General features: G+C 60.9%; 21 protein-coding genes. 12 read left to right on the forward strand and 9 right to left on the reverse strand.

Annotated elements, in window-relative coordinates; genetic code table 11:
• Positions 1–151: 151 nt before the first annotated feature.
• The 7 genes from ppc (at position 152) to AABM55_RS05935 (ending at position 7,507) form a co-directional block, all read left to right on the forward strand.
• The gene (gene ppc / locus AABM55_RS05905) at positions 152–2,782 is read left to right on the forward strand and encodes a phosphoenolpyruvate carboxylase (protein WP_347929067.1); all 2,631 of its coding nucleotides are present in this window, start codon (positions 152–154) and stop codon (positions 2,780–2,782) included.
• A 290-nt stretch (positions 2,783–3,072) separates the two neighbouring features.
• On the forward strand, positions 3,073–3,720 hold the full coding sequence (adk, locus tag AABM55_RS05910) for an adenylate kinase (protein WP_054595883.1): 648 nt from the start codon (positions 3,073–3,075) through the stop codon (positions 3,718–3,720).
• A 93-nt stretch (positions 3,721–3,813) separates the two neighbouring features.
• Positions 3,814–4,488 carry a tRNA (adenosine(37)-N6)-threonylcarbamoyltransferase complex dimerization subunit type 1 TsaB gene (gene tsaB / locus AABM55_RS05915; RefSeq protein WP_054595884.1) on the forward strand — a complete coding sequence of 225 codons (675 nt, stop codon included), beginning with the start codon at positions 3,814–3,816 and terminating at the stop codon, positions 4,486–4,488.
• A 281-nt stretch (positions 4,489–4,769) separates the two neighbouring features.
• Positions 4,770–5,078 (forward strand): hypothetical protein, encoded by a 309-nt coding sequence (locus AABM55_RS05920; protein WP_103315536.1) that lies wholly within the window; start codon positions 4,770–4,772, stop codon positions 5,076–5,078.
• Positions 5,078–5,938 (forward strand): DUF72 domain-containing protein, encoded by an 861-nt coding sequence (locus AABM55_RS05925; protein ID WP_103315535.1) that lies wholly within the window; start codon positions 5,078–5,080, stop codon positions 5,936–5,938. Before AABM55_RS05920 ends, AABM55_RS05925 begins: the two co-directional genes overlap by 1 nt.
• Positions 5,939–5,970: 32 nt before the next feature.
• A complete protein-coding gene (locus AABM55_RS05930; protein WP_347929068.1) occupies positions 5,971–6,792 on the forward strand; it encodes an isocitrate lyase/phosphoenolpyruvate mutase family protein in 822 nt (273 codons plus the stop codon).
• A 16-nt stretch (positions 6,793–6,808) separates the two neighbouring features.
• Positions 6,809–7,507, forward strand: coding sequence for an extensin family protein (locus tag AABM55_RS05935; protein ID WP_347929069.1), 699 nt, complete (start codon positions 6,809–6,811; stop codon positions 7,505–7,507).
• 15 nt (positions 7,508–7,522) lie between these two features.
• Here AABM55_RS05935 and AABM55_RS05940 read toward each other — a convergent pair whose 3' ends face one another.
• Positions 7,523–8,143 carry an energy transducer TonB gene (locus AABM55_RS05940; protein ID WP_347929070.1) on the reverse strand — a complete coding sequence of 207 codons (621 nt, stop codon included), beginning with the start codon at positions 8,141–8,143 and terminating at the stop codon, positions 7,523–7,525.
• 93 nt (positions 8,144–8,236) lie between these two features.
• Here AABM55_RS05940 and AABM55_RS05945 point away from each other — a divergent pair, with 93 nt between their 5' ends.
• Positions 8,237–9,019 (forward strand): class I SAM-dependent methyltransferase, encoded by a 783-nt coding sequence (locus AABM55_RS05945; protein ID WP_347929071.1) that lies wholly within the window; start codon positions 8,237–8,239, stop codon positions 9,017–9,019.
• 105 nt (positions 9,020–9,124) lie between these two features.
• Here AABM55_RS05945 and AABM55_RS05950 read toward each other — a convergent pair whose 3' ends face one another.
• Positions 9,125–9,769, reverse strand: coding sequence for a TetR/AcrR family transcriptional regulator (locus AABM55_RS05950; RefSeq protein ID WP_103315530.1), 645 nt, complete (start codon positions 9,767–9,769; stop codon positions 9,125–9,127).
• A 93-nt stretch (positions 9,770–9,862) separates the two neighbouring features.
• Here AABM55_RS05950 and AABM55_RS05955 point away from each other — a divergent pair, with 93 nt between their 5' ends.
• The 3 genes from AABM55_RS05955 to AABM55_RS05965 all read left to right on the forward strand — a co-directional run bounded on the left by AABM55_RS05955 (position 9,863) and on the right by AABM55_RS05965 (position 15,560).
• Positions 9,863–10,951 (forward strand): efflux RND transporter periplasmic adaptor subunit, encoded by a 1,089-nt coding sequence (locus AABM55_RS05955; protein WP_054595892.1) that lies wholly within the window; start codon positions 9,863–9,865, stop codon positions 10,949–10,951.
• A gap of 6 nt (positions 10,952–10,957) precedes the next feature.
• Entirely contained in the window at positions 10,958–14,023 is a 3,066-nt protein-coding gene (locus AABM55_RS05960) for an efflux RND transporter permease subunit (protein WP_347929072.1), read from the forward strand.
• Between the two features lie 181 nt (positions 14,024–14,204).
• Positions 14,205–15,560, forward strand: coding sequence for a Fic family protein (locus AABM55_RS05965; protein ID WP_347929073.1), 1,356 nt, complete (start codon positions 14,205–14,207; stop codon positions 15,558–15,560).
• A 58-nt stretch (positions 15,561–15,618) separates the two neighbouring features.
• Here AABM55_RS05965 and AABM55_RS05970 read toward each other — a convergent pair whose 3' ends face one another.
• The 3 genes from AABM55_RS05970 to plsB all read right to left on the reverse strand — a co-directional run bounded on the left by AABM55_RS05970 (position 15,619) and on the right by plsB (position 19,896).
• Positions 15,619–15,993 (reverse strand): DUF6124 family protein, encoded by a 375-nt coding sequence (locus tag AABM55_RS05970; protein ID WP_103315527.1) that lies wholly within the window; start codon positions 15,991–15,993, stop codon positions 15,619–15,621.
• A gap of 652 nt (positions 15,994–16,645) precedes the next feature.
• Positions 16,646–17,335, reverse strand: coding sequence for a DUF4197 domain-containing protein (locus tag AABM55_RS05975; RefSeq protein WP_347929074.1), 690 nt, complete (start codon positions 17,333–17,335; stop codon positions 16,646–16,648).
• A 56-nt stretch (positions 17,336–17,391) separates the two neighbouring features.
• Positions 17,392–19,896 carry a glycerol-3-phosphate 1-O-acyltransferase PlsB gene (gene plsB, locus AABM55_RS05980; protein ID WP_347929075.1) on the reverse strand — a complete coding sequence of 835 codons (2,505 nt, stop codon included), beginning with the start codon at positions 19,894–19,896 and terminating at the stop codon, positions 17,392–17,394.
• 245 nt (positions 19,897–20,141) lie between these two features.
• Between plsB and AABM55_RS05985 the strand changes: the two genes are divergently transcribed.
• The gene (locus tag AABM55_RS05985) at positions 20,142–20,351 is read left to right on the forward strand and encodes a cold shock domain-containing protein (RefSeq protein ID WP_054595898.1); all 210 of its coding nucleotides are present in this window, start codon (positions 20,142–20,144) and stop codon (positions 20,349–20,351) included.
• A gap of 179 nt (positions 20,352–20,530) precedes the next feature.
• Here the strand turns inward: AABM55_RS05985 and AABM55_RS05990 are convergent, their stop codons facing one another.
• From AABM55_RS05990 to AABM55_RS06005, 4 genes are all read right to left on the reverse strand, one after another.
• Positions 20,531–20,908: a hypothetical protein gene (locus AABM55_RS05990; protein ID WP_054595899.1), complete on the reverse strand. Its 378-nt coding sequence runs from the start codon at positions 20,906–20,908 to the stop codon at positions 20,531–20,533.
• Positions 20,909–21,007: 99 nt separating this feature from the next.
• Positions 21,008–21,817, reverse strand: coding sequence for a putative RNA methyltransferase (locus AABM55_RS05995; RefSeq protein ID WP_347929076.1), 810 nt, complete (start codon positions 21,815–21,817; stop codon positions 21,008–21,010).
• Entirely contained in the window at positions 21,817–22,968 is a 1,152-nt protein-coding gene (gene dapE / locus AABM55_RS06000; protein ID WP_347929077.1) for a succinyl-diaminopimelate desuccinylase, read from the reverse strand. Before dapE ends, AABM55_RS05995 begins: the two co-directional genes overlap by 1 nt.
• 196 nt (positions 22,969–23,164) lie before the next feature.
• On the reverse strand, positions 23,165–25,756 hold the full coding sequence (locus AABM55_RS06005) for a glycosyltransferase (protein ID WP_347929078.1): 2,592 nt from the start codon (positions 25,754–25,756) through the stop codon (positions 23,165–23,167).
• Between the last annotated feature and the right edge of the window lie 250 nt (positions 25,757–26,006).

The following is a 26,006-nucleotide window of genomic DNA, read 5'->3' on the forward strand; positions in this document are numbered from 1 at the left end:
TCCGGCCGTGGCCGGTGGCAAGCCTTTGTACGGCTTATTCTTCAGACTAGCCCCAACCTTCGGGATTTACCGTCGATTTGTCGTCTGACTTGTAAGAACCCGCTGTGGACGGCACTCTTGGAGTCGACCGCCATTCGCTGGAGAACTGCTGATGACTGATATCGATGCACGCTTGCGCGAGGATGTTCACCTGCTGGGTGAGTTGTTGGGCAACACCATTCGCGAGCAGTACGGGGATGGCTTTCTCGACAAGATCGAGCTGATCCGCAAGGGTGCCAAGGCTGACCGTCGTGGCTCGACGGACGCCGAACTGCGCGCCAGCCTCAACCAGTTGACTGAAGATGAACTGCTGCCAGTGGCGCGAGCGTTCAACCAGTTCCTGAACCTTGCGAACATCGCCGAGCAATATCAGTTGATTCACCGCCGCGAAGAGTCCCAACCGGCACCGTTCGAGGCGCGGGTGTTGCCCGAACTGCTCGCCCGCCTGCGGGCTGAAGGGCATGGCAGCGACGCGCTGGCGCGGCAATTGGGACGGTTGGAGATCGAACTGGTGCTGACGGCGCATCCGACTGAAGTCGCCCGCCGGACCTTGATCCAGAAATACGACGCCATCGCCGCGCAACTGGCGGCACAGGATCACCGTGACCTGACCCGCGCCGAGCGCGAGCAGATCAAGTCGACCTTGCAGCGCCTGATCGCCGAAGCCTGGCACACCGAAGAAATTCGCCGCACCCGGCCGACCCCGGTCGATGAAGCCAAGTGGGGCTTTGCGGTGATCGAGCATTCGCTGTGGCAGGCGATTCCCAACTACCTGCGCAAGGCCGACCAGGCGCTGCATGCGGCCACCGGTCTGCGCTTGCCGCTGGAGGCGGCGCCGATTCGCTTCGCCTCGTGGATGGGCGGCGACCGTGATGGCAACCCGAACGTCACGGCGGCGGTGACCCGTGAAGTGCTGCTGTTGGCGCGCTGGATGGCGGCCGACCTTTACCTGCGCGATGTCGATCAACTGGCCGCCGAGTTGTCGATGCAGCAGGCCAGCACCACGTTGCGGGCCAAGGCTGGGGACAGCGCCGAACCTTACCGTGCAGTGCTTAAACAGCTGCGTGAACGCCTGCGTGCGACCCGTAACTGGGCGCAGGCCTCCTTAACCGCGAGCACCCCGGCGCCGGCCGACGTGCTGCAAAACAACCGCGAGCTGCTGGATCCGCTGGAGCTGTGCTATCAGTCGCTGCATGAATGCGGCATGGGCGTAATCGCCGATGGTCCGTTGCTCGATTGCCTGCGTCGGGCGGTGACGTTCGGCCTGTTCCTGGTGCGACTGGACGTGCGCCAGGACTCGTCGAGGCATGCGTCGGCGATGACCGAAATCACCGACTACCTCGGGCTCGGTCGCTATGAAGACTGGGACGAGGACGCGCGCATCAGCTTCCTGATGGGCGAGCTGAACAATCGTCGGCCACTCCTGCCGACCTATTTCAAACCTTCGGCCGACACCGCCGAAGTCCTGGCGACGTGTCGCGAAATCGCCGCGGCGCCGGCGGCGTCGCTCGGCTCGTATGTGATCTCCATGGCGGGTGCTGCTTCGGACGTGCTCGCCGTGCAGCTTCTGCTTAAAGAGTCTGGCGTGCTGCGGCCGATGCGCGTCGTGCCGTTGTTCGAAACCCTCGCCGACCTCGACAACGCTGGCCCGGTGATCGAGAAACTGTTGCTGCTGCCGGGTTACCGCTCGCGGTTGCAGGGCCCACAGGAAGTGATGATCGGTTATTCCGACTCGGCCAAGGACGCCGGCACCACGGCGGCGGCCTGGGCTCAGTACCGGGCGCAGGAACGCTTGGTGGATATCTGCCGCGAGCAACAAGTTGAACTGCTGTTGTTCCATGGTCGCGGCGGCACCGTGGGCCGTGGCGGTGGCCCGGCGCACGCGGCGATTCTGTCGCAGCCGCCGGGGTCGGTGGCCGGGCGTTTCCGTACCACCGAGCAAGGGGAAATGATTCGGTTCAAGTTCGGCTTGCCGGACATCGCCGAGCAAAACCTCAACCTGTATCTGGCGGCGGTGCTCGAAGCAACGCTGTTGCCGCCGCCACCGCCGGAACCCGCATGGCGCGGCCTGATGGACGAATTGGCGGCCGATGGCGTCAGCGCTTATCGCGCCGTGGTGCGGGAGAATCCGCAGTTTGTCGAGTATTTCCGTCAATCCACGCCCGAGCAGGAGCTGGGGCGCCTGCCGCTCGGCAGCCGTCCGGCCAAGCGTCGTGCTGGCGGGATCGAAAGCCTGCGGGCGATCCCGTGGATCTTCGGTTGGACCCAGACCCGCCTGATGCTGCCGGCCTGGCTTGGCTGGGAAGCGGCGTTGAGCAACGCCTTGGCGCGCGGTGAGGGCGAGTTGCTGGCGCAGATGCGTGAGCAGTGGCCGTTCTTCCGCACACGCATCGACATGCTGGAGATGGTGCTGGCCAAGGCTGACGCGGACATTGCCCAGTCCTACGACGAGCGATTGGTTGCGCCGGAATTGTTACCTTTGGGTGTGCATTTACGCGACCTATTGTCGCAGGCATGTGCCGTGGTCCTTGGCCTGACCGGTCAGTCGCAGCTGCTGGCCCATAGCCCTGACACCCTGGAGTTCATCCGTTTGCGCAACACCTACCTCGATCCGCTACATCTATTGCAGGCTGAACTGTTGGCGCGCTCGCGACAGCCGGATGTGGTGCAGGGCAGCCCGGTGGAGCAGGCGTTGCTGGTGTCTGTGGCAGGGATTGCCGCCGGTTTGCGCAATACCGGCTAAGGTCTTTTGCGGGGTGTCGCAGGCAATTTTACTGCGACAAACGACCGGTCCGCGGGGGCCGGTCGCGCTTGTCAGGCGACACTTTGTTATGGGGTTGCGACTTGGATCGCCTCCTCGCCAGGGCATAACAGGCACGGGTTGCTCCGACTTTCGGCGGCTTGTGTGGTCAGGGCCTGCTGTGTATCTTGATCAGCCTTTGGCCGTTTGGGCGGCCCACGACCCTATTTTTGAGATTGGCCCCACGCGGCAAATCCGATCGTTATCTAAATAAGAAATTGAGGAGCACATCGATGCGCGTCATTCTGCTGGGAGCTCCCGGGGCCGGTAAAGGTACTCAGGCTAAGTTCATCACTGAAAAATTCGCTATTCCACAGATCTCCACCGGCGACATGCTGCGTGCTGCCGTCAAGGCCGGCACCGAACTGGGCATTAAAGCCAAGAGCATCATGGACGCAGGCGGCCTGGTCTCCGACGACCTGATCATCGCATTGGTCAAGGATCGTATCGCTCAGCCCGATTGCGCCAATGGCTTCCTGTTCGACGGTTTCCCGCGCACCATTCCTCAGGCTGAAGCCCTGGTCGATGCCGGTGTAGAACTGGATCACGTGGTTGAAATCGCCGTTGATGACGAAGAAATCGTCCAGCGTATCGCCGGTCGTCGTGTACACGAAGCCAGCGGTCGCGTTTACCACACCGTCTACAACCCGCCGAAAGTCGCGGGCCAGGACGACGTCACCGGCGAAGCGCTGGTGCAGCGTAAAGACGACACTGAAGAAACCGTGCGTCATCGTCTGTCGGTCTACCATTCCCAGACCAAACCACTGGTGGATTTCTACCAGCAACTGTCGGCTGCCCAAGGCAAGCCGAAGTACAGCCACATCGCAGGCGTCGGTTCGGTCGAAGCGATCACCGGCAAGGTGCTTGAAGCGCTGAGCTGAGAAAGCTGATTTGCTTTACCTACAACGGCCCGCTTGCGGGCCGTTGTTGTTTATACTGGCGGACTTTTTCCAACTCTCTTTACGGAAACATCGATGAGCACCTTGCTGGCCCTGGACACCGCGACTGAAGCTTGCTCCGTTGCCTTGCTGCATGACGGCAAGGTCACGAGTCATTACGAGGTGATCCCGCGCCTGCATGCGCAGAAGTTGTTGCCGATGATCCAGCAGTTGCTGGCGGATGCGGGCACCACCTTGCAAGCGGTCGATGCGATTGCCTTTGGTCGCGGCCCAGGTGCGTTCACTGGCGTGCGAATCGCCATTGGCGTGGTTCAGGGCCTGGCATTTGCGCTGGATCGTCCAGTGTTGCCGGTGTCCAACCTGGCGGTACTGGCGCAGCGCGCATTGCGCGAGCACGGTGCACATCAGGTTGCGGCGGCCATCGATGCCCGGATGGATGAAGTCTATTGGGGCTGCTACCGCGAAACCGCGGGCGAAATGCGTCTGGTGGGGGCTGAAGCGGTGTTGCCGCCAGAAGTCGCGGCATTGCCGGCAGAGGCCACGGGCGACTGGTTCGGCGCGGGCACCGGCTGGGGCTATGGCGAGCGCATCGCGGTCAACCTGATCGGTCAGGATGCTGGCATGTTGCCTCACGCCGAAGACTTGCTGACCCTGGCCCGTTTCGCCTGGGAACGCGGCGAAGGCATCCCCGCCGACGACGCACAACCGGTTTACCTGCGCGACAAAGTGGCAACCCCCAAAGCCAAGTGAATCCGAGTGCCTTTGTGGCGAGGGAGCTTGCTCCCGCTGGGGTGCGAAGCGCCCCCAAAATCCGCAGCCTCATTTCGTCAGATGTACCGCGTCGGTTAATCTGCGGGCGCTTCGCCCCCGAGCGGGAGCAAGCTCCCTCGCCACAGGGGCGCAGCCAATTGTCAGTTTCTGCCGCGCGCTTTTAAACCTTTTCCGGTTTCTGTGCTCTAGTTATCACTTGGGAGTTTGCGCACACTGGTAAGTGCCGCTAAATTGCCATCATCGATAGCGAGTTTGTACCTATGCGCATAGACGGCTTTGCCTCTCAGTCCTACCCCATCAAGCGCAAGCCACGCAAAGGCAATGTGTCGGTGGACGAGTCCCTCGAGGATATCGATGGCGAGCAGGAGTTTCCTTCTGAGGAGCAACTCGCCGCCCGCGCCGCCAAGGCCTCTGCGCAACGCCTGAGCAATCTTCCCGCTCGTCAGCAGGACATGATCTACCATCGCGCCATGAGCAAAAGCGTGGCGATGGCCCTGGCCAGCTACCTGAGCACCGCGGCTTTCGTCGATTGGGATATGGAAGTGCTGGGTCTCGACCTGCACATCTGATGCGGTTGCCTTATTACCTCGGTTGCCCGTCCTGGAGCGAAAACGCCTGGCGCGAATACCTGTATCCGCAAAACGCCCGCCCCAATGAATTTCTCGACCTGTACTCGCAGGTGTTCAACGCCGTTGAAGGCAACACCACGTTCTACGCACGCCCTGCGCCGGCGACGGTGGAGCGCTGGGCGCAGACGATGCCGGAACATTTTCGCTTCACCGCCAAATTCCCCGGCGACATCAGCCACGGCGGCGACCTGCGCGAGCAACTGAGCGCCGCCGAAACCTTCGTGCAATTGCTCAGCCCGCTCGGTGAGCGGGTTTCACCGCTCTGGCTGCAACTGTCGGCAGCCTTTACCCCGCAACGGCTGGGCGAGCTGGCCGGGTTCATCGATGGGGTGCAGCGGCCGTTGGCCGTTGAAGTGCGGCATCGGGACTTCTTCGCCAAAGGCGATGCCGAGCGCAGGCTCAATCGGCTGTTGCTGGATCGTGGCGTGGAGCGCATTTGCCTCGATCCACGGGCGCTGTTCAGTTGCACGTCGACTGAACCTTCGGTACTTCACGCTCAATCGAAAAAGCCCAAGGTGCCACCGCGCCCGGCGGCTTTTACTCAATTCCCGCAGGTGCGTTTCATCGGCCATCCGCTGCTTGAAGCCAACGATACGTTCCTGACGCCATGGGTCGAGAAAATCGCCCAATGGATCGAAGAGGGCCGCACGCCGTACATCTTCCTGCACACCGCCGACAACCTGCTGGCCGCCGCTTTGGCACAACGCTTTCATACTCGGTTGATGACGCGTTTGCCTGGCTTGCCGGCGCTGCCTGAGCTATATAGAGAACCCGCCGCCGAGCAGCTTGGGTTGCTCTGACGACGGGTTTTCCCTTCTGCAGGAGTGAGCCAATGGATGCGCAAACCCTTAAAGCTCAGGCCTTCAAGGCCTTACACGAAGGTGCCGGAGCTTTTGTGATTCCCAATCCGTGGGACGCCGGTTCGGCAAAAATGCTTGCCGGCCTGGGTTACCAGGCGCTGGCGACGACCAGTGCCGGTTATGCTTTTTCGCTGGGCCGCCCGGATGGCGCGGTCAAACTCGAAGAGACACTGGCCAACGTTCGGGCGATTGTCGGCGCGAGCGATCTGCCAGTGGCGGTGGACCTGGAAAACGGTTTTGCCGACAGCCCGCAGGAATCCGCCGAGAGCTTGCTACGCGCCGCCGCTGCTGGCGCGGTCGGTGGTTCGATCGAAGACGCTACCGGCCGTGAAGACGGCCCGATTTACTGCTTTGAACACGCCGTAGCACGAATCGAAGCGGCGGTCGCGGCCGCTCGCAGTTTGCCATTTCCGTTCACCCTGACCGCGCGCGCCGAGAATTACCTGCACGGGAATCCGGACCTGGCCGACACCATTCGCCGTTTGCAGGCCTTTGCCGAAGCGGGCGCCGATGTGCTGTATGCGCCGGGCCTGCGCAACGCTGAAGAGATACTGGCGGTGGTCCGTGCGGTGGCGCCGAAACCGGTCAATGTGCTGATGTCCGGCGGTCTCAAGTTGAGCGTCGCGCAGCTCAGTGAAATGGGCGTCAAACGGATCAGCGTCGGCTCGGCCATGGCCCGTGCGGCCTACGGTGCGTTCTATCAGGCCGCGCAGGAAATTCAGTCGCACGGCACCTTCGATTTCGCCGACCGCGCGCTGCCGTTTGGGCAGATCAATCAGTTGTTCAAAGGCTGACCTACAGGGAGTTGTCGTGCGGTTTCTGAAAGTGCTGTTGGCGGTGATGCTGGTGATGGGCGGCTTGCTGGTGGGTGTCTGGCGCGGTTGGCTGCCGTTGCCAGCGGCCTGGAACCCTTGGGCGCCGCTGGATGTCCGGGCGACGCCGAACCTGCTGACGCGCTTCAAATTGATCAGGCTGCGCGATAACCCTCAGCTCTGCGATCAGGTGCTCAGCGGTGCCGGGTTGAAGTTCACCCGCCAGGCCGACAGCAACCCGGACGTCGATTGCCCGCTCAACAACACCCTGCGCGTGCAGGGCGGCGAGGTGGCGCTGAGCAGCAGCTTTCTCGCCAGTTGCCCGCTGGCAGTGGCGTTTGTGCTGTTCGAGCGGCATGCCCTGCAACCGGCTGCGCAGGCCACGTATGGGCAGGCGGTGGCGCGGGTCGATCACCTCGGCAGTTTTGCCTGCCGCAATATGTACAACCTCGAAAACGGCTCGCGCAGCCAGCACGCGACGGCCGATGCACTGGATATCGCCGGCTTTCGCCTGGCGGACGGGCGCAGTATCAGCGTGCTGCGCGATTGGCCGAAGGACAATGACGATGCGCGCTTTCTACGCAAGGTTCGCGATGGCGCGTGTGACATGTTCAGCGTGGTATTGAGCCCGGACTACAACGCCGCTCATCGCAACCATTTTCATCTGGATGTCGGGCCGTGGTGGGTGTGTCGCTGAGGCTGAAGTTGAGGCTCAGGCGGCGATGCGCAGGTTTTGCAGGACGATCGGGCGGGCCCAGCCGTTATCGAAGTCGAATTGCTTCTGTTGCTCGACCAGCTCTTCATGCGGATAAGGGGTTGCCGGTTTATCCAGCAGGTCGAGTTCGAACTCGGCAATCGGCAGGTGCAACGGACGCGGTTGCGGTGTCGGACCTGGCGCAGGCAATGGCTGGCCGGCAGCGAGGACGATCGGGCGCACCCAAGCGCTTTCGAAGTCTTGTTGCTTCTGTTGCGCGAGAATTTCTTGCGGCGGGAACGGCGGAAACGGTTTGTCCGCCAGGTCCATTTCGAATTCGGCAATCGGCAGGAACAGCGGCTCAGGCGGGCGGACTTCGGTGTCTTTCACGTCGCAGGTGCGCTGCGTGACGATGTGTTCGAGCAGTTCCGCGCCAACGGTCGGCTCGATCGGGCCGTCGATGGCGACAGGGGTGTAACTGCCAGGAACCGGTGCAGCATCACCCAAATGATCGGACAGCGCCTGGGCAAAAAAATCCTGCCACAGGTGACTGACACCGCTCAGTGCTTGGGAGTTGCGCAGGCCATAATCGCCGTGGGGCGAGATGTAGCCTACTGATGTGCGTTGAATGTCTGACATTTCTCTCGGTCGACGCTCAGCTCTGGCAAAATGCTCGATAGTTTTGTTATCGGCCGTTTTTGCCGATCATTAATTTTTTGAGTGTGTTTTCTGATGAGTGAGCAACCCGCGGCCAGCCGCATCAAAGTCCAGGCCCTGGCCGAAGCGTTTCAGGCACGTGCCGAGCACTGGGCCGAGCGATTGAACTTGCCGTTGTTGCTGGACGATGCCGAGTTTGCGTTGCAAGTGGGTGAGCACGGCTTGCAGTTGCAACAGCTCGGCCCGGATGCGCCGGGACCGGTGCGGGTGGACTTCGTCGAGGGCGGCGCGGCCCATCGCCGGTTGTACGGTGGCGGCAGCGGCCAGATGATCGCCAAGGCTGTCGGCGTCGCTCAAGGCGTGCGGCCGAAGGTGCTGGATGCCACGGCGGGGCTGGGCAAGGATGGTTTTGTGCTGGCAAGCCTGGGCTGCGAAATGAGCCTGATCGAGCGTCAGCCGTTGATTGGCGCGTTGCTGGAAGACGGTTTGGCCCGCGCGGCGGAAGATTTTGAGGTGGCGCCGATTGTCGCGCGGATGACCTTGCTCAAGGGCAACTCGATCGAGTTGATGCGCAATTGGGAGGGTGAGCCGCCGCAGGTGATCTACCTCGACCCGATGTTCCCGCATCGTGAGAAAACCGCGTTGGTGAAGAAGGAAATGCGCCTGTTTCGCCCGTTGGTCGGCGATGACCCGGATGCGCCGGCACTCCTCGCGGCCGCACTTGCACTGGCCAGCCACCGGGTGGTGGTCAAACGCCCGCGCAAGGCGCCCTGCATCGAAGGGCCGAAGCCGAGCCATGCGCTGGACGGCAAGTCCAGCCGCTACGACATCTATCCCAAGAAAGCGCTCAAGTCTTAGGACCGTGTCGCCCCCATCGCGGGCAAGCCTTGCTCCTACAGAATTGTCTGACCTCTAGGAGCAAGGCTTGCCCGCGATAGCGTCCACCCAGACGCTACCTATCTATCAGGCCGAATCCGGCCGATACGCCCGCATAAACAACCCCACCACTTCCTGTATGTGAGCCTCGGCCGCGTCCCCGGTCAGGGGTTCGCCGCAGCCGTAGAGCAAGCGAAAATTTGCTGCGCCTTTGAGCATGCAGAAAAAGTGCTCGGCGGCATTCAGTGGCTTGTCGATGCTCAAGGCGCCGATCTGGTCGATCTTCGTCAGCAAGCGCTCCATGCCCTGCAACATCCGCTGCGGACCTGCCTCGAAGAAGATCAGCGAGAGTTTTGGGTCCTGACTCCCCAGCGTCATGATCAGGCGATTCAGGTTCACCGATTCATCGCTGTTGATCAGCAGATGAAAGCGTCGGGCGATGTTCAACAGCACGTTCTCGATCGGCATGCCGTCGGGCAGTTCGAAGAACAGTATGGGCAATTGCTCTTCGCATTTGGCCATCACGGCAGAGGAGAACAGCGTCTCCTTGTCGTTGAAGTGACTGTAAACGGTCAACTTTGATACTCCGGCCTCAGCCGCCACCGCGTCCATGCTGGTGCTTGCGTAACCATTGCTTAGAAAAAGACGCTTCGCCGCCTCAAGGATCGCCTCGCGCTTGGCGAGATCCTTCGGGCGGCCGGGGCCGTTGGGTGCAGGAAGATTGTTGGACATTTTTCGCTTTAATACTGGACTGGTGAGTTTGCTATTAATAACATACCGGCCAGTATAAATATTCCGAGCTCCATTAGCGAAAGGTCGTTCACCATGTTCCGCTATGCCTTGCCAGTCAGCCTGGCGTTCTTGTTGTCTGCGTGCGGCCACGAAGAGCCGGCGCAAGTCACCGTGCGTCCGGCCATGGTGGTTCAGCCAGAGCCTTCCGCGCAGGCGATGGACAGCTATCCCGGCGAAGTTCGCGCGCGTTACGAGCCAGACCTGGCCTTCCGTATTGGCGGCAAAGTCAGCCGACGACTGGTCGAGGAAGGGGAGAGGGTCAAGGCCAACCAGCCGCTGGCAGAACTCGATCCCCAGGACGTACGCCTGCAACTGGAAGCGACTCGCGCGCAGGTTGCTGCCGCTGAGGCCAACCTGAACCTGGTGCGTGCCGAGCGTGATCGCTACAAGACCCTGATGGACCGTCAGATGGTCAGCCGCTCGCAGTACGACAATTCTGAAAATCTCTACCGCTCCGGCGAAGCGCGACTCAAGCAGATCAAGGCCGAATTCGATGTGGCCAGCAACCAGGCCAGCTACGCCGTGCTGCGTGCGCCACATGACGGTGTCGTGGCCAAGCGCGCCGTGGAAGTCGGGCAAGTGGTGGCCGCCGGGCAAACCGCCTTCACCCTGGCTACCGACGGCGAGCGTGAAGTGCTGATCAGCCTGCCGGAGCAAAACTTCGGCCGTTTCAAGGTTGGCCAGCCGGTCACCGTTGAACTGTGGACCCAGCAAGGCCAGCGGTTCGCCGGGAGCATTCGTGAGCTGTCGCCGGCCGCCGATCCAAAATCGCGGACCTTTGCCGCGCGCATCACCTTTAGTGCTGGCAAGGTGCCGGCCGAGCTCGGCCAAAGCGCCCGGGTATTCATTCAGCTGGCTGACGTGGTGCCGCTGTCGGTGCCGCTCTCGGCGCTCACCGCAGAAAACGGCGCAACGTACGTCTGGGTCGTCGGTGCCAACAACACCCTGAAAAAGGCCCCGGTTCGTGTCGGCGCCTTCGGTGAGAAAAGCGTGCCGGTGCTTGACGGCCTCAACCCCAGCGACTGGGTGGTAGCCGCTGGCGTTCATGTGCTCCACGAGGGCCAGCAAGTGCGGCCGGTGGATCGCTCCAACCGCGTGGTCAATCTGGCGGTCAAGGAGTAATCCCCGATGCGTTTCAACCTTTCCGAATGGGCGCTGCATAACCGCCAGATCGTACTGTTCCTGATGATTTTGCTGGCGGTCGTCGGCGCGTTGTCCTACACCAAGCTGGGCCAGAGCGAAGACCCGCCGTTCACCTTCAAGGCCATGGTGATCAGGACCAGTTGGCCGGGGGCGACGGCCCAGGAAGTCTCGCGGCAAGTCACCGAGCGCATTGAAAAGAAGCTGATGGAAACCGGTGAGTATGAGCGGATTGTCTCGTTCTCTCGCCCCGGTGAATCCCAGGTGACCTTCATGGCCCGGGACTCGATGCATTCGGCGCAGATCCCCGAGCTCTGGTATCAGGTGCGCAAGAAGATCAGCGACATCCGCCAGACCTTGCCGCCGGGGATTCAGGGACCGTTCTTCAACGATGAATTCGGCACTACCTTTGGCAATATCTATGCGCTGACCGGCGAGGGTTTCGATTACGCGGTGCTCAAGGATTACGCCGACCGTATCCAGATCCAGCTGCAACGGGTCAAGGATGTGGGCAAGGTCGACTTGCTCGGGCTGCAGGACGAGAAGATCTGGATCGAACTGTCCAACGTCAAACTCGCCACCCTGGGATTGCCGTTGGCCACGGTGCAGCAAGCGCTGGAAGAACAGAACGCGATGTCCAACGCCGGGTTCTTTGAAACCTCCAGTGAGCGTTTGCAGCTGCGGGTGACGGGCAATTTCCAGACGGTCGAGCAGATCAGGGATTTTCCGATCCGTGTCGGCGACCGGACCTTCCGTATCGGCGATGTGGCTGATGTGCACCGTGGCTTCAACGATCCACCGGCACCGCGCATGCGCTTCATGGGCGAGGACGCAATCGGCCTGGCCGTGGCGATGAAGGATGGCGGCGACATTCTGGTGCTCGGCAAGGCGCTGGAGCTGGAGTTCGAGCGTATCCAGAAAAACCTGCCGGCCGGTATGCAACTGCGCAAGGTCTCCGACCAGCCGGCCGCGGTGAAAAGCAGCGTCGGCGAGTTCGTCCAGGTGCTGGTAGAAGCGTTGGCGATTGTCTTGCTGGTGAGCTTCTTCTCCCTCGGTGTGCGCACTGGCATGGTGGTCGCCCTGGCGATTCCGCTGGTGCTGGCAATGACGTTTGCCTGCATGTATTACCTCGGAATCGGCCTGCACAAAATCTCTCTCGGCGCGTTGGTGCTGGCCTTGGGATTGCTGGTGGACGACGCGATCATCGCCGTGGAAATGATGGCGATCAAAATGGAGCAGGGCTACGACCGGCTCAAGGCTGCCAGCTTTGCCTGGACCAGCACCGCGTTCCCGATGCTTACCGGGACGTTGATTACCGCGGCCGGTTTCCTGCCGATTGCCACCGCGCAATCCGGCACCGGTGAATACACCCGCTCGATCTTCCAGGTGGTGACCATCGCGTTGCTGGCCTCGTGGGTCGCTGCGGTGATGTTTGTGCCTTATCTGGGTGAAAAGCTCCTGCCGGACCTGGCGAAAATTCACGCTGCCAAACACGGTGCCGGTCAGCCGGACCCTTACGGTACACCGTTCTATCAACGCGTTCGGCGTCTGGTGGAGTGGTGCGTGCGCCGCCGCAAAACCGTGATCGCGTTGACCATCCTGCTGTTCGTGGCCTCGGTGCTGTTGTTCCGTTTTGTGCCGCAACAGTTCTTCCCGGCTTCTGGGCGCCTGGAACTGATGGTTGATCTGAAACTGGCCGAAGGCGCCTCGTTGAGCAACACCAACGAGGAGGTCAAGCGCCTGGAAGCGATGCTCAAGGAGCGCGCGGGCATCGACAACTATGTCGCGTATGTCGGCACCGGTTCGCCGCGTTTTTACCTGCCGCTGGACCAGCAATTGCCGGCAGCGAGCTTCGCGCAATTTGTGGTCCTGGCAAAAACCATCGAGGAGCGCGAAAGCCTGCGCACCTGGCTGATCGAAACCCTGAACGAACAATTCCCGGCCTTGCGCTCGCGGGTCACGCGCCTGGAAAACGGTCCGCCAGTGGGGTATCCGGTGCAGTTCCGGGTTACCGGTGAACACATTGAAGAAGTCCGCGCGCTGGCACGTAAAGTCGCGGCCAAGGTGCGTGAGAACCCGCATGTGGTCAACGTGCACCTGGACTGGGAAGAGCCGAGCAAAGTGGTGTACCTGAACGTCGATCAGGACCGCGCGCGAGCCTTGGGCGTGAGCACGGCAAACCTGTCGAGGTTCTTGCAAAGCTCACTGACAGGTTCCAGCGTCAGCCAGTACCGTGAAGACAACGAGTTGATCGAGATCCTCTTGCGCGGCACCTTGCACGAACGCACCGAACTGTCGCGGCTGTCGAGCCTGGCGGTGCCGACCGACAACGGCAAAAGTGTCGCGCTGTCGCAGGTGGCGACCCTGGAATACGGCTTTGAAGAAGGCATTATCTGGCACCGCAACCGCTTGCCAAACGTGACGATTCGCGCCGACATCTATGACAAGGAGCAGCCGGCAACCCTGGTTAAGCAGATCCTTCCGACACTCGAGCCGATTCGCGCCGAATTGCCTGACGGCTATTTGCTGGACGTCGGCGGCACGGTAGAAGACTCGACCCGTGGCCAGGATTCGGTGAATGCCGGTGTGCCGTTGTTCATCGTGGTTGTACTGACCTTGCTGATGCTGCAACTGCGCAGCTTCTCACGCACGGCGATGGTGTTTCTGACAGCGCCGTTGGGATTGATCGGTGTCACCTTGTTCCTGATGGTGTTCCGTCAGCCGTTCGGTTTCGTGGCCATGCTCGGGACCATCGCGCTGTCGGGGATGATCATGCGTAACTCGGTGATCCTGGTCGACCAGATCGAACAGGACATCCTCGCCGGGCTCAAACCCTGGCAAGCGATCATCGAAGCCACGGTGCGGCGCTTCCGGCCTATCGTGCTGACTGCACTGGCCGCCGTGCTGGCGATGATTCCGCTGTCACGCAGCGTGTTCTTCGGCCCGATGGCGGTAGCGATCATGGGTGGCTTGATCGTCGCGACGGCGCTGACCTTGCTGTTCCTGCCGGCGCTGTATGCGGCGTGGTTCAGGGTCAAGAAAGAACCGGTTTGACACAGGAACCGTAGGAGCAAAGCTTGCTCGCGATGGCATCAACGCGGTCATCAGGTCGACCGCGTCGCCTGCATCGCGAGCAAGCATTGCTCCTACAGATATCTCAGTTTTGGCTGATATTGAGACATGGGCGTCGTTATGTTGTACTCATAACTCAGTTTCTCGAGTTTTTGAGACAGCGATGATAAAAAGCCCTCCAGCCATAGACCCGAGTCTTTTCGACGCACTCGGCCAATCGCCTCACAAGGAAAAGCTGGTCGACTATCTGGCACTGCTCAAGCCGCTGGATGATCAGGGGCGTTACTTGCCGTTCGATGATCTGCGTTTTCGCTGGCCGCCCGGTCTTGATCCGACCTTATGCTGGGCCTTGGTGAAAAAGGCCCGCGTGGCGCAATACGTGCGTTTGTTGCCGCTGGGCGAGCCGAGCCAATGGGGCCAGTTCGTCCTGACACCGCTGGCACAGAAAACCCTCTCGACGGTTGATCGTCAGGCCACGACCGCCGCGCTGGAATACATGACTCATCATATCGGTGAGACGGCGCATTTCAGTTACCTGCTCAATGACCTGATCGAAGACGAAGCGATCAGCAGCAGCCAGCTCGAGGGCGCCGCGACCACCGCGCTGGTGGCCAAGGACATGCTCAAGCGCAATCGCCTGCCGCGTACCCCGGACGAGCGAATGGTTATCGGCAACTACAAAATGATGATCTTCGCCTGGGAAAAACGTCACGAGCCATTGAGTGTCGAACTGATCCGGCAACTGCATCGTGTCGGCGTCGAAGGCATTGATGACGCGCTGTATTCGCCGGGACTTTTTCGCAGCAATGATCAAGTGGTGGTGCAGGATGGCGAAGGCAATACCGTTCATACACCGCCGCCATCCACGGGCATCAGCGCTCGGCTCGATGGATTGGCGAGCTGGATCAACCAGCCCCACGACGACCCTCTACGCGTTGATTATGTGCACCCGATGATCAAGGCCATCGCCCTGCATTTTGCCCTGGGCTACGAGCATCCGTTTCGCGATGGCAATGGCCGGGTGGCGCGGGCGTTGTTTTACTGGTTCATGTTCAAGAATGACTTCTCGGCATTTCGCTACATCGCGATCAGCATTCTGCTGCGCAATGCGCCGGTGAAGTACGGTCGGTCTTATGTGCATACCGAGAGCGACGCGCTGGACCTGACGTACTTCATCGATTACCAGTGTTCGGTGATTTTGCGGGCCGTGACCGGGTTCACGGCGGCTTATCAAAAAAGCCTGGTTGATGCCGAAGGTTTTGATCGCTGGCTGGAGGAATCCGGGCTTTTCGAGCAGTTGACCGAGAAGCAGCGCACGCTGTTTCAGATTGCCAAGAGCGGCAGGGCCAAGGAATTCACCGCGGTCAATGTGAAGGACAACCTGAACTGCTCCTACAACACGGCGGCCACGACCTTGAACGGTTTGGTTGAGTTGAAGCTGTTCGAGAAGAAAAAGATGGGCCGTGAGTGGGTGTTCTTTTTGCGCGAGTCATCACACATCAAAACAGACTGGTCGTAGGCTGCGATCCAAACATCAAAAGATCGCAGCCTGCGGCAGCTCCTACGCGGTGGTGCTGTTAAGTCTCTGGCTGATCAATGTTATCCAGCGCGCGGTTTACCGCCAGTTCCGCCAGGGCCACCATCTGCTGAATCGCCAGTGCGCTGTTGCGCTTGGGGCCGTCGAGTTCAAACGCCAGGTCGCTGGCCATGACATTGGCCGAGGCCAGGGTTTCGCAGGCGTGGGCCAGCAGGGTTTCGCTGTCGACCTCTGGGGCGATGACGAAGATGCAGCTGGGGCGGCGGTCGGTCAGCAACTTCTTGGTTTCAGGTAACAGCAGGTAATGATCGAGCGCCCGGTGGGCGGCGGCGTGGAGTTCTTTCGAGTCGAGGGACGCGTAGGGGGAGACGCTTTCGGCGTCGGCTTCGGGGGGATTGGGTGTGGGCTTGAACATGATGAAACTCCTAGTACGTAAGTAAGGAGCCGACACCATCGCTACCAAACGATTAGGGTGGCGGCCATACGCAGGTTGGTAGACCGGTGTACTAGGAACCCGGCGCACCCGAAGGCGCCCTGCGCATGGCCACCATTTAGCAGAGGCCAAAATATGGCTCCGCAGAAGTGACGCTTTGCGCCTAGTACCACCGGGCTACCAAACCCGATCGCTGATTTTCAGCGACCCGGAGACGATAGAGCCCAGTGCCCAAGCGCACAAGCCGGCGGATTCTGGCGTAGGTGTAGGGCGCAACGCAAGACGCTGTGGCTTGTGACGAACGCAGTCGCCATGCAATTAAACACCACCAAACTGATGTGGGGGCGGGCAAGCCCTAATCCCCATAGTCAAGCCGTTACGCGACCCTGTAGCAGCTGGCGAAGCCTGCGTTCGAGTGCGAAGCGCTCGCAAAATGGCAAACTTCGTCCTTTCAGGGACACCGCATATCGCCTATTTGCGACCGCTTCGTCCGGATGCGGCCCAGACCTAACGCAGGCTGCGCCAGCTGCTACAGGGAATGTGCCGAGGCTGACATTCTTTGACTTACAGGCATTAAGGCAAGCCCGCTTGTATTGATCGTTCCCGCGCGTGGGAACGATCAGCGGGGGGAGGGTTACAGCGCGCCGAAGACTTTCTTCGCCAGGCTGGTCGCGGCTTCCGCCGGGTTGGCGCGGATGCCTTCTTCTTTCTGGGCGATCATCTTGAACAGGCCGTCCAGGGCCTTTTCCGTCACGTAGCCTTCAACGTTGGCACTCTTGGCATCGAGCACGCCGAAGGTTGCCGCCTGGCTGGCGAACGAGTTGTACTGCTTGGCCAGGCCCACCTGGTCAGTGGCTTGTTTGACGATCGGCAGGAACTTGGCGCGGATTTGTTCGCGGCTGGTCTTGTCCAGGTATTGGGTGGCCGAATCCTTGCCGCCGGTGAGGATGCCCTTGGCATCGGTCACGGTCATCTTTTTCACCGCATCCACCAGCAGCGCCTGGGCCTGCGGCATGGCCGCTTCCGCCGCCTTGTTCATGCTGGTTTCCAGTTGATCGACCTGGTCCCCCATGCCGAACTGTTTCATCTTGCTGGCGACCTTGCCCAGTTTGCCCGGCAGTTCGATCTTCACTTCAGGGTTGTTGCTGAAACCGCCCGGTTTGCCGAGCGTGGTAACGGCCGCTACGGCCCCTTGGGCCAGGGCGTCCTTGAGACCGCCCGAGGCTTCGCCCTGGGAAAGACTGCCCAGCGACAGGGCCAGCGCGTTGGCGGAGATCAGCAGGCCAGCACAGAGGCTGGCGAAGCGAAAGGTAGAGCGGAGCATGGCAGTTTCCTTATTCGATAAAAGCAATTAACGGACCGCGGACGGCTTTAAATCATTTAGTCGGTTTGCAGCGCAGGTGCGGGTTGATCCGCCGCATCTTCGCTGCGATGCAGCGCCACTTGACGGATCGACAAGCGAATCTCCGCCGGCAACACGCGTTTGGCCGCGCCTTCAGCCAGTTCGCCGAGCAGTTCGTGGTGGCTCAGCTTGCCGGCTTCGTCGCGCTTGAGCACGTCGAGGTTCAGCAGGGTCTGGATGAAGTGGCGGAACAGGCTCTTGTCGAAGAACTCCGGGGCGTTCAGGCCATGCAGGATCGACAGGCGCTGGGCCATGACCGTGCACAGGTCTTCCAGTTCTTCGGCGCTGAGGGTGTTCTGGCCGCTGTTGAGCAGCAGGGAAACGGTCATGTAGAAGCGCTGCAAGGTCTGCGCGATGCTCTTGGACAGCAAGGTCAGCAGCACGAAATGCCGGGAGCTTGGCGCCGGGCGCAAGTACACGTTGTTCTCGAAACGCAGCAGGCCTTGTTCGACAAAGGCTTCGAGCCATTGGTCGATCACCGCATCCAGTTCGTCCAGCGACCAGCGAATGAACAGCTCCGATTGCAGGTACGGATACAGCGCGCGCGCGTAGCGCAGGATTTGTTCGCGGCTCATGCGCGAGGCGCTCTGGAAGAAGCTCGCGAGCAACGCCGGCAGGGCGAAAATGTGCAGCACGTTGTTGCGGTAGTAGGTCATCAGGACGGCGTTTTGCTCGTCCAGGTAAAGAATCTTGCCCAGCGCATCGCTTTGCTCAGAGAGCAGGTCCATGTCCTTGACGTGTTCGATCAACGCCCGGCCGTCACCTTCCGGCAGCGTGGTGTGTGGCGAGTAAGGCACTTTGCGCAGCAAGGCCAGATACAAATCGAGCACTCGCGCCATGGCGCGGTCGTCCAGCGCCAGACGGCTGGTGGAGAGCAGAGCCAGCGCCACCAGGTTCACCGGGTTGATCGCGGCGGCTTCGTTCAAATGCCGCGCCACGCGCTCGCCGAGGCGGTTGGTGGTTGCGTTGAGCCAGGCCGGCTTGAACTGTGGGCCAAGCTCCTGGGTGCGCCAATCCGGTTGCTCGCTGTCGAGGAACTCCGCCAGTTTGATCGGCTCGCCGAAGTTCACCGCCACCTGGCCGAAGCGCTGCTTGAGCGCGCCGATGACTTTGAAAATGTCGAAGATCGACTCTTTCTTCTTGCTTGCGCCACGCAGTTCACCGAGGTAGGTCCGGCCTTCGAGCACTCGCTCGTAACCGATGTACACCGGGATGAAGACGATCGGCATGCGCGACGAGCGCAGGAAGCTGCGCAGGGTGATCGCCAGCATCCCGGTTTTCGGTTGCAGCATGCGCCCGGTGCGCGAACGGCCGCCCTCGACGAAGTACTCCACCGGGAAGCCTTTGGTGAACAGCGTGTGCAGGTATTCGTTGAACACCGAGGTGTAGAGCGGATTGCCCTTGAAGGTGCGGCGCATGAAGAACGCCCCGCCGCGCCGCAGCAGGCTGCCGATCACCGGCATGTTGAGGTTGATCCCGGCGGCGACGTGCGGCGGCGTCAGGCCGTTGCGAAACAGCAGGTAGGAGAGCAGCAGGTAATCGATGTGGCTGCGATGGCACGGCACGTAGATCACTTCGTGACCTTGGGCGACTTTCTGCACGCCTTCGATGTGGTTGACCTTGATCCCGTCGTAGATCTTGTTCCAGAACCAGCTCAGCACCACTTCCAGAAAACGGATCGCGGTGTAGGTGTAGTCCGAGGCAATTTCGTTGCCGTAACGCAGAGCCTGCGCCTTGGCTTTCTCGGGCGAAATGTTTTCGCGCTCGGCTTCGTCGAGGATCGCCTGTTTGACCAATGGCTGATTCAGCAGGCCTTTGACCAGGTTGCGCCGGTGGGAAATGTCTGGGCCGATGACCGCGGCTTTGAGGTTGCGAAAGTGCACCCGCAAAATGCGTTGGGCCATGCGCACGGTGCGTTCATGGCCCTTGTTGTGCTCGATCAACTCGCGCAGGTGGATCGGCGCGGAGAATTGCACGCGGGTCTTGCGCCCCAGGATCATAATGCTCAGCAGTCGGCGCAGACGTCCGGTCACCGCCCAGCTATCAGCGAAGAGCAGTTTCCACGGGCTCGATTCGCTGTCCGGCGACTGGCCCCAGAACACGCTGACCGGGATGATCTGCGCGTCTTCGGCGCCATTCTGGCTCAGGGCGCTGACCAGCCGGGTCAGGGTGGGCGGTGCGCCGCGCTTGTCCTGGCGGCCGAGCCAGTCGGGCTCAGGCGTCAGGTAGAAAAACGCCGCAGGCTCCAGCAGATTGCCCACTGATGTCGGCAGCACCGGACGCGGCAGTCCGGCCTTGCTGCATTCGGTATCGACCACGGCAAGATCAGTCAGCGAAGGATTTTGCAGGACGTAGAACACCGGACGACTGCGGTCGAGGTTGAGGGTGAAGGACGACTGATTGATCGTCTCCGAGCGAACCCAGAGGTACAACAGTCGGCGCAAGGCGCCAAACACCAGACGGCGGAACGGGGAGCGGGTCATACGGCTTCTGCTTTAGTTGAAAAAACCGAGCAAGCGCTCGGGGCCGGTAGTGTGCCGTATTCGTCGAAAGTCGGCAAAAAAGCGCCGAAGTAATCTTGAGTTGAGAGTTTTTACCACTGTCATATACTCGGCCAGTCGTTTGCCACTATCGGCGCTGTTTCTTACAGTCAACCGAGCGCTGGCAAACGTTCACAAGGCGTGTTCATGAGCACGCCGACCAATAATAAAAATAGGGGGATTGATTGATGGCAACGCGCGAGACCGGCAACGTGAAGTGGTTCAACGACGCCAAGGGCTACGGCTTCATTCAGCGTGAGGACGGGGCAGACGTGTTCGTGCATTACCGCGCGATCCGTGGCGAAGGCCACCGCTCGTTGGCCGAAGGCCAGCAGGTTGAATACGCCGTGGTCGATGGGCAGAAAGGTTTGCAGGCTGAGGATGTAGTCGGCCTGTAACCCACGGACTGCGAAATCACCATCATTCCCTGTGGCGAGCGGGCTTGCCCGCGTTGGGTCGCGAAGCGGCCCCAAATTCAGCAAACGCAGTGTTTCAGGAAGTACGCGTTCGCTGGTTTTACGGCTGCTGCGCAGTCGAACGGGGGCAAGCCCCCTCGCCACACGGCTGTCTAGCAGGGTTAAGCGGTTTTCCAGGTGATCTCTTCTTCACCGTCGACGCTGATCCGAATCCAGCGATCCGCCGTCTCTTCACCTTCTTCCTCGACCCAGGTCCCTGGCGCGCAGCGCACTTCGACATTCAGTGCGGCAAAGGCGGCGCGGGCGCAGGCGATGTCGTCGTCCCACGGCGTCTGGTCGCTTTCCAGGTACAGGCTGTTCCACTTGCCCACGGCTTTTGGTAGCCAGGTCACAGGCACGTTGCCGGCCTTGCACTTGTAGGTCTGACCTTTCTGAACCCAGTCGGTGCAAGGGCCCAGCGCCGCGCCGAGCCAGGTGGCGATGGCCTTGTAGTCGACGTCGGCGTCTTTCAGGTAAATCTCGATATCGGGTTGGCGCATGGATGTTCCTCACTGCGGGTTTCGAAAAATCCATTCGCGGATTTAGCCGGTCTCAAGCCACTGCTCAAGACCAAAAGTTTAAGGGGTGCTCTGAAATAATTACTGCAGAACGAAGTAATCGTAGCGCATCGACACACTGACCTCGAACGGCTCGGCCTGTTCGATGACGGCCGCCCGGCGTTCGGCACTGGCGCGCCAGCCGTGAGGCGTCATGGCCAGCAGGTTGGCGCGGTCCTGGCCGCTGACCAGGTTCAGTTTGAATTCGAGGATTTCGCTGTGTTGCAGCGTCATGCCTTCCGGCACCAGGGCCAGGTGCTTGTCATCAGTGTATTCGCGCACTTCGTCATACAGACGCTCACGCAGTTCCATCAGATGGCCGCTGGTCGGTCCGACTTTCATCAAGCCGCCACCCGGGCTGAGCAGGCGTTTGGCTTCCTGCCAGTCGAGCGGGCTGAACACGCTGGCGAGGAACTGGCAGCTGGCATCGGCCAACGGCACCCGGGCCATGCTGGCGATCAACCAGGTCAGCTGCGGGTTACGTTTGCAGGCGCGTTTGACCGCTTCGCGGGAAATATCCAGCGCGTAGCCATCGGCGTTTGGCAGCGCGTCGGCGATTTGCGCGGTGTAGTAACCCTCGCCACAACCGATGTCCAGCCAGCGCTGTGGCGCACGTTCCGCCGCCAGTTCGGCGAGACGCTTGGCCACCGGCGCGTAGTGCCCAGCGTTCAAGAAGTCGCGACGGGCTTCGACCATCGCCTGGTTGTCGCCGGGGTCACGGCTGTTCTTGTGCTGCACCGGCAGCAGGTTCAGGTAACCCTGGCGGGCGCGGTCGAAGCGATGCCCGGCCGGGCACGCGACGCCGTTGTCGACCGCGTTCAGCGGCGCGCTGCAGATAGGACAGGCAAGCATCAGGCGAGCAACTTGATCAGGGTCTGGTAGTAGATTTCGGTCAGCAGATCGAGGTCGCTGGCCAGCACGCGCTCGTTGACCTGGTGAATCGTCGCGTTGACCGGGCCAAGCTCGACCACTTGCGTACCCATGGTGGCGATGAAGCGCCCGTCCGACGTACCACCGCTGGTGGATGCCTTGGTTTCGCGTCCGGTGATGGTCTTGATGCTTGCCGACACCGCATCGAGCAGGGCGCCCGGCTCGGTGAGGAACGGCAAGCCGGACAGCGCCCAGTCGATGTGCCAGTCCAGGCCATGTTTGTCGAGGATGTCGGCTACCCGCTGTTGCAGGCCTTCGACGGTCGATTCGGTGGAAAAACGGAAGTTGAACACCGCCACCAGATCACCGGGGATCACGTTGGTCGCGCCGGTACCAGAGTTGACGTTGGAAATCTGGAAACTGGTCGGCGGGAAGAAATCGTTGCCGTGGTCCCAGTGCTCGGCGGCCAGTTCGGCCAGGGCCGGGGCGGCGAGGTGGATCGGGTTCTTCGCCAGGTGCGGGTAGGCCACGTGACCTTGCACACCGCGCACGGTGAGCTTGGCGCCAAGGGAGCCGCGACGGCCGTTCTTGACCACGTCACCGACCAGGGTGGTGCTCGACGGTTCGCCGACGATGCACCAGTCCAGACGCTCTTTGCGCGCTGCGAGGCGTTCGATCACTGCTTTAGTGCCGTGATGCGCCGGGCCTTCTTCGTCGCTGGTGATCAGGAAGGCGACCTTGCCCTTGTGGTCCGGGTAGTCGGCGACAAAACGTTCGGCCGCCACGGTCATGGAGGCCAGGCTGCCTTTCATGTCTGCCGCGCCACGGCCGCAGAGCATGCCGTGTTCGTCGATCACCGCGTCGAACGGATCGATCTGCCAGGCCTGCACCGGGCCGGTCGGCACCACGTCGGTATGACCGGCGAAGCACAGCACCGGACCGTCGTGTTTGCCGTGGGTGGCCCAGAAGTTATCCACATCCTCGATGCGCATCGGCTCAAGCGCAAAACCGGCATCGCCCAGGCGCTGCATCATCTGCTTCTGGCAATCGGCGTCGACCGGCGTCACGGACGGACGACGGATCAGGTCGATGGCGAGTTGGAGGGTCGGCGAAAGGTCGGCGTGGGCCGTCATGGGAGAACTCCGGAAGCTTATTGTGTAGGAGCAAAGCTTGCTCGCGATGAACGATTATGAGGACTTTCTGTTACACCGAGTCGCGTAATCGCGAGCAAGCTTTGCTCCTACAGGAATTGGGGCTGACCCCACAAAATGGCAGATATCTTAAAGCAAAACGGCGGCCAGAGGCCGCCGTTTAGTGGTTTGCGCAGATTTAAGCGGCAGGTGCCGGCTCGGTTTCTGGCGCAGGTTTTGGCAGCGAAGACAGGAAGGCCATGATCAGCGCGGCCAGATACGGCAGCGACTGCACCAGCAACATGGTCACCCAGAAGCGCATGTCGTTGCTCGGGATGCCCTGCACCAGGTAAATCCCCAGTGCCGCGCCCCACAACAGCAGCATGATGAACAGCTCTTCGCGCGCTTCCGAAATCGCTACCCAGAAGCCGTGGTTATCGGCATTTTTCGGGGTGCGGAAAAACGGAATGCTGCTGGTGAAGAAACCGTACAGCACCGCTTTGGCGATGGTGTGCGACAACGCCAGGCCGGCCAATGCCGCGCAGAATGCATCCTTCAGGTTGACCCCGACCGCACGGCGGTAGAGGAAAATGATCTTGCCGACCTTGAACACAAACAGCGCCAGGGGCGGGATTGCGAAGATCAGCAGCGGTGGATCGACCCGTTGCGGCACGATGATCATCGCCGCCGACCAGAGCAGGGCGCCGACGGTGAAGAAGATGTTCATGCCATCCGCGACCCACGGCAACCAGCCCGCGAGGAAGTGGTAACGCTGGCCACGGGTCAGTTCGGTGTCCTTGCCACGCAACAGGCTGGCGGTGTGCCGCTTGATGATCTGAATCGCTCCGTAGGCCCAGCGGAAACGCTGTTTTTTGAAGTCGATAAAGGTATCGGGCATCAGGCCCTTGCCATAGCTGTCGTGGTAGTACGCCGCCGACAGACCTTTTTCAAACACCCGCAGACCCAACTCGGCGTCTTCGCAGATGCACCAGTCAGCCCAGCCGAGCTCTTCGAGTACAGAACGGCGGGTCATGGTCATGGTGCCGTGCTGAATGATCGCGTCACGGTCGTTACGGGTGACCATACCGATATGGAAGAAGCCTTTGTATTCCGCGTAGCAGAGCTTCTTGAAAGTGCTTTCGTTCTGGTCGCGATAATCCTGTGGCGACTGCACCACGGCGATTTTCGGATCGGCGAAGTGCGGCACCATGTGCTTGAGCCAGTTCGGGTCGACGCAGTAGTCCGAGTCGATCACCGCGATGACTTCGGCATCCTTGGCAGTGTGCGGGATCAGGTAGTTCAGCGCACCGCCCTTGAAACCGGCCAATGGCGAGACGTGGAAGAACTTGAAGCGCGGGCCGAGGGTTTCGCAATAGGCCTGCACCGGTTCCCAGACGGCCGGGTCCTTGGTGTTGTTGTCGATGATCAGGACTTCGAAGTCCGGATAGTCGAGGTTGGCCAGGGCGTTGAGGGTCTGTTTGACCATCTCCGGCGGCTCGTTGTAGCACGGCACATGGATCGAGACTTTCGGACGGTAGTCCGAGTCGCCCACCACCGGCAGGAATTCACGCCGACGTTTGTGGGTCCAGACGGTCTCGGCCAGTTCGTGGGCTTCGGTCAGCAGTACGATAAATACCCCGAGCGCACCGAGGGCGAGCAGAAAGCCCACCGTCAGGCTGAACCAGGTGCTGTATTGCTGGCTGTAGTCGTAACCGATCCACACCAGTGCCGAACCGCCGAGGAACGCGGTGAAGGTCAGGAAGGTCCGACCGCGCTGGCGCAGTGCCGAGCCGTCGATCATCAGCAGGGTCAGGGACAACAACGCCAGGACCACGGAGCCGACCGCCAGTACTCGCCATTGCGGAATCGCTACGACCGGGCCTTCGAAGTTGAATTTCTGCTGACGCGCAGCGTTGAACACGCCCCAATAGGCGCCTACCGAACCTTCGTCGCTGGCTTTCCATGGCTGGTCAAACGCTTCGATCACGAAGTAGTTGAAGCCCTGGCGGTTGAGCTTGTTCACCAGCGTACGCAGGTAAATCGCCTGGTCAGCCGGGGTCGCATCAGCACCACCGCGCATGCGGCCATTGCTCGGCCAGCCCACTTCGGACAGCAGCAGCGGTTTTTTCGGGAAGAGTTTTTTCAGGTCGCGGGCACGGTCCAGAACAAACTGGCCGGCCTGGTCCACCGGAATGAATTCCCAATACGGCAGGATGTGAGCCGCGATCAGGTCGACGTGCTTGGCCAGCATCGGGTTTTCTTCCCAGACGTGCCACTGCTCGGACGTGGTCACCGGGACCTTTACCGCTGCGCGCACGCGATCGAGGATCACGCTCAATTGCTCGGCGGTGATTTCCTTACGGAAGATCGCTTCGTTACCGACCACCACGCGCACGACGCTGCGCGAGCTGTTGGCCAGTTCGATGGCGCGCTGGATCTCGCGCTCGTTACGCTCAAGGTCCGGGCTGATCCAGATCCCGAGCGTTACGCGCAGGCCGAATTCTTCCGCCAGTTTCGGGATGTCCTCCAGCGTACCGTCGACGGAGTAAGTCCGGATGTTGTCGGTCAGCTTGCTCATGATCTCCAGGTCGCGACGCATTTCATCGTCGGACGGGAACTGGTTTTTCTGTGGGAACTGGCCTTGCTGGAACGGCGAGTAAGAAAAACCGGAGATCTGCTCAGGCCAGTTGGGGGTCGTGACGGGGCGGTTGATCAGCGCCCAGAAACCGGTGAACAGCGCGGCAATCGCCAGCACTACCACCAGATTGAGTCCAAATTTACGCGATGACATAGCTATATCGGGTTCCAAAAGGTGTGGAACGAGGGGACGGTTGGCACGCGCCAATCGGCGCGCATCCTACACTGGCGTTCAACTGAGCGTACAGCAGACAGAAAAAAGCCGGACATTGGGCAAGCCATCTTCGCTTAAGTTCTTTTGTGTGACAAAAAATGTACATATGCCGGCACAAATAAAGCACGACCTGCTGCCGTTTATAGCGCAAAGATGTTCTTGGCACGTATCGGCCCTATAATGCGCGCCG

The organism is Pseudomonas helvetica, assembly GCF_039908645.1.
Classification (GTDB): Bacteria; Pseudomonadota; Gammaproteobacteria; order Pseudomonadales; family Pseudomonadaceae; genus Aquipseudomonas; species Aquipseudomonas helvetica.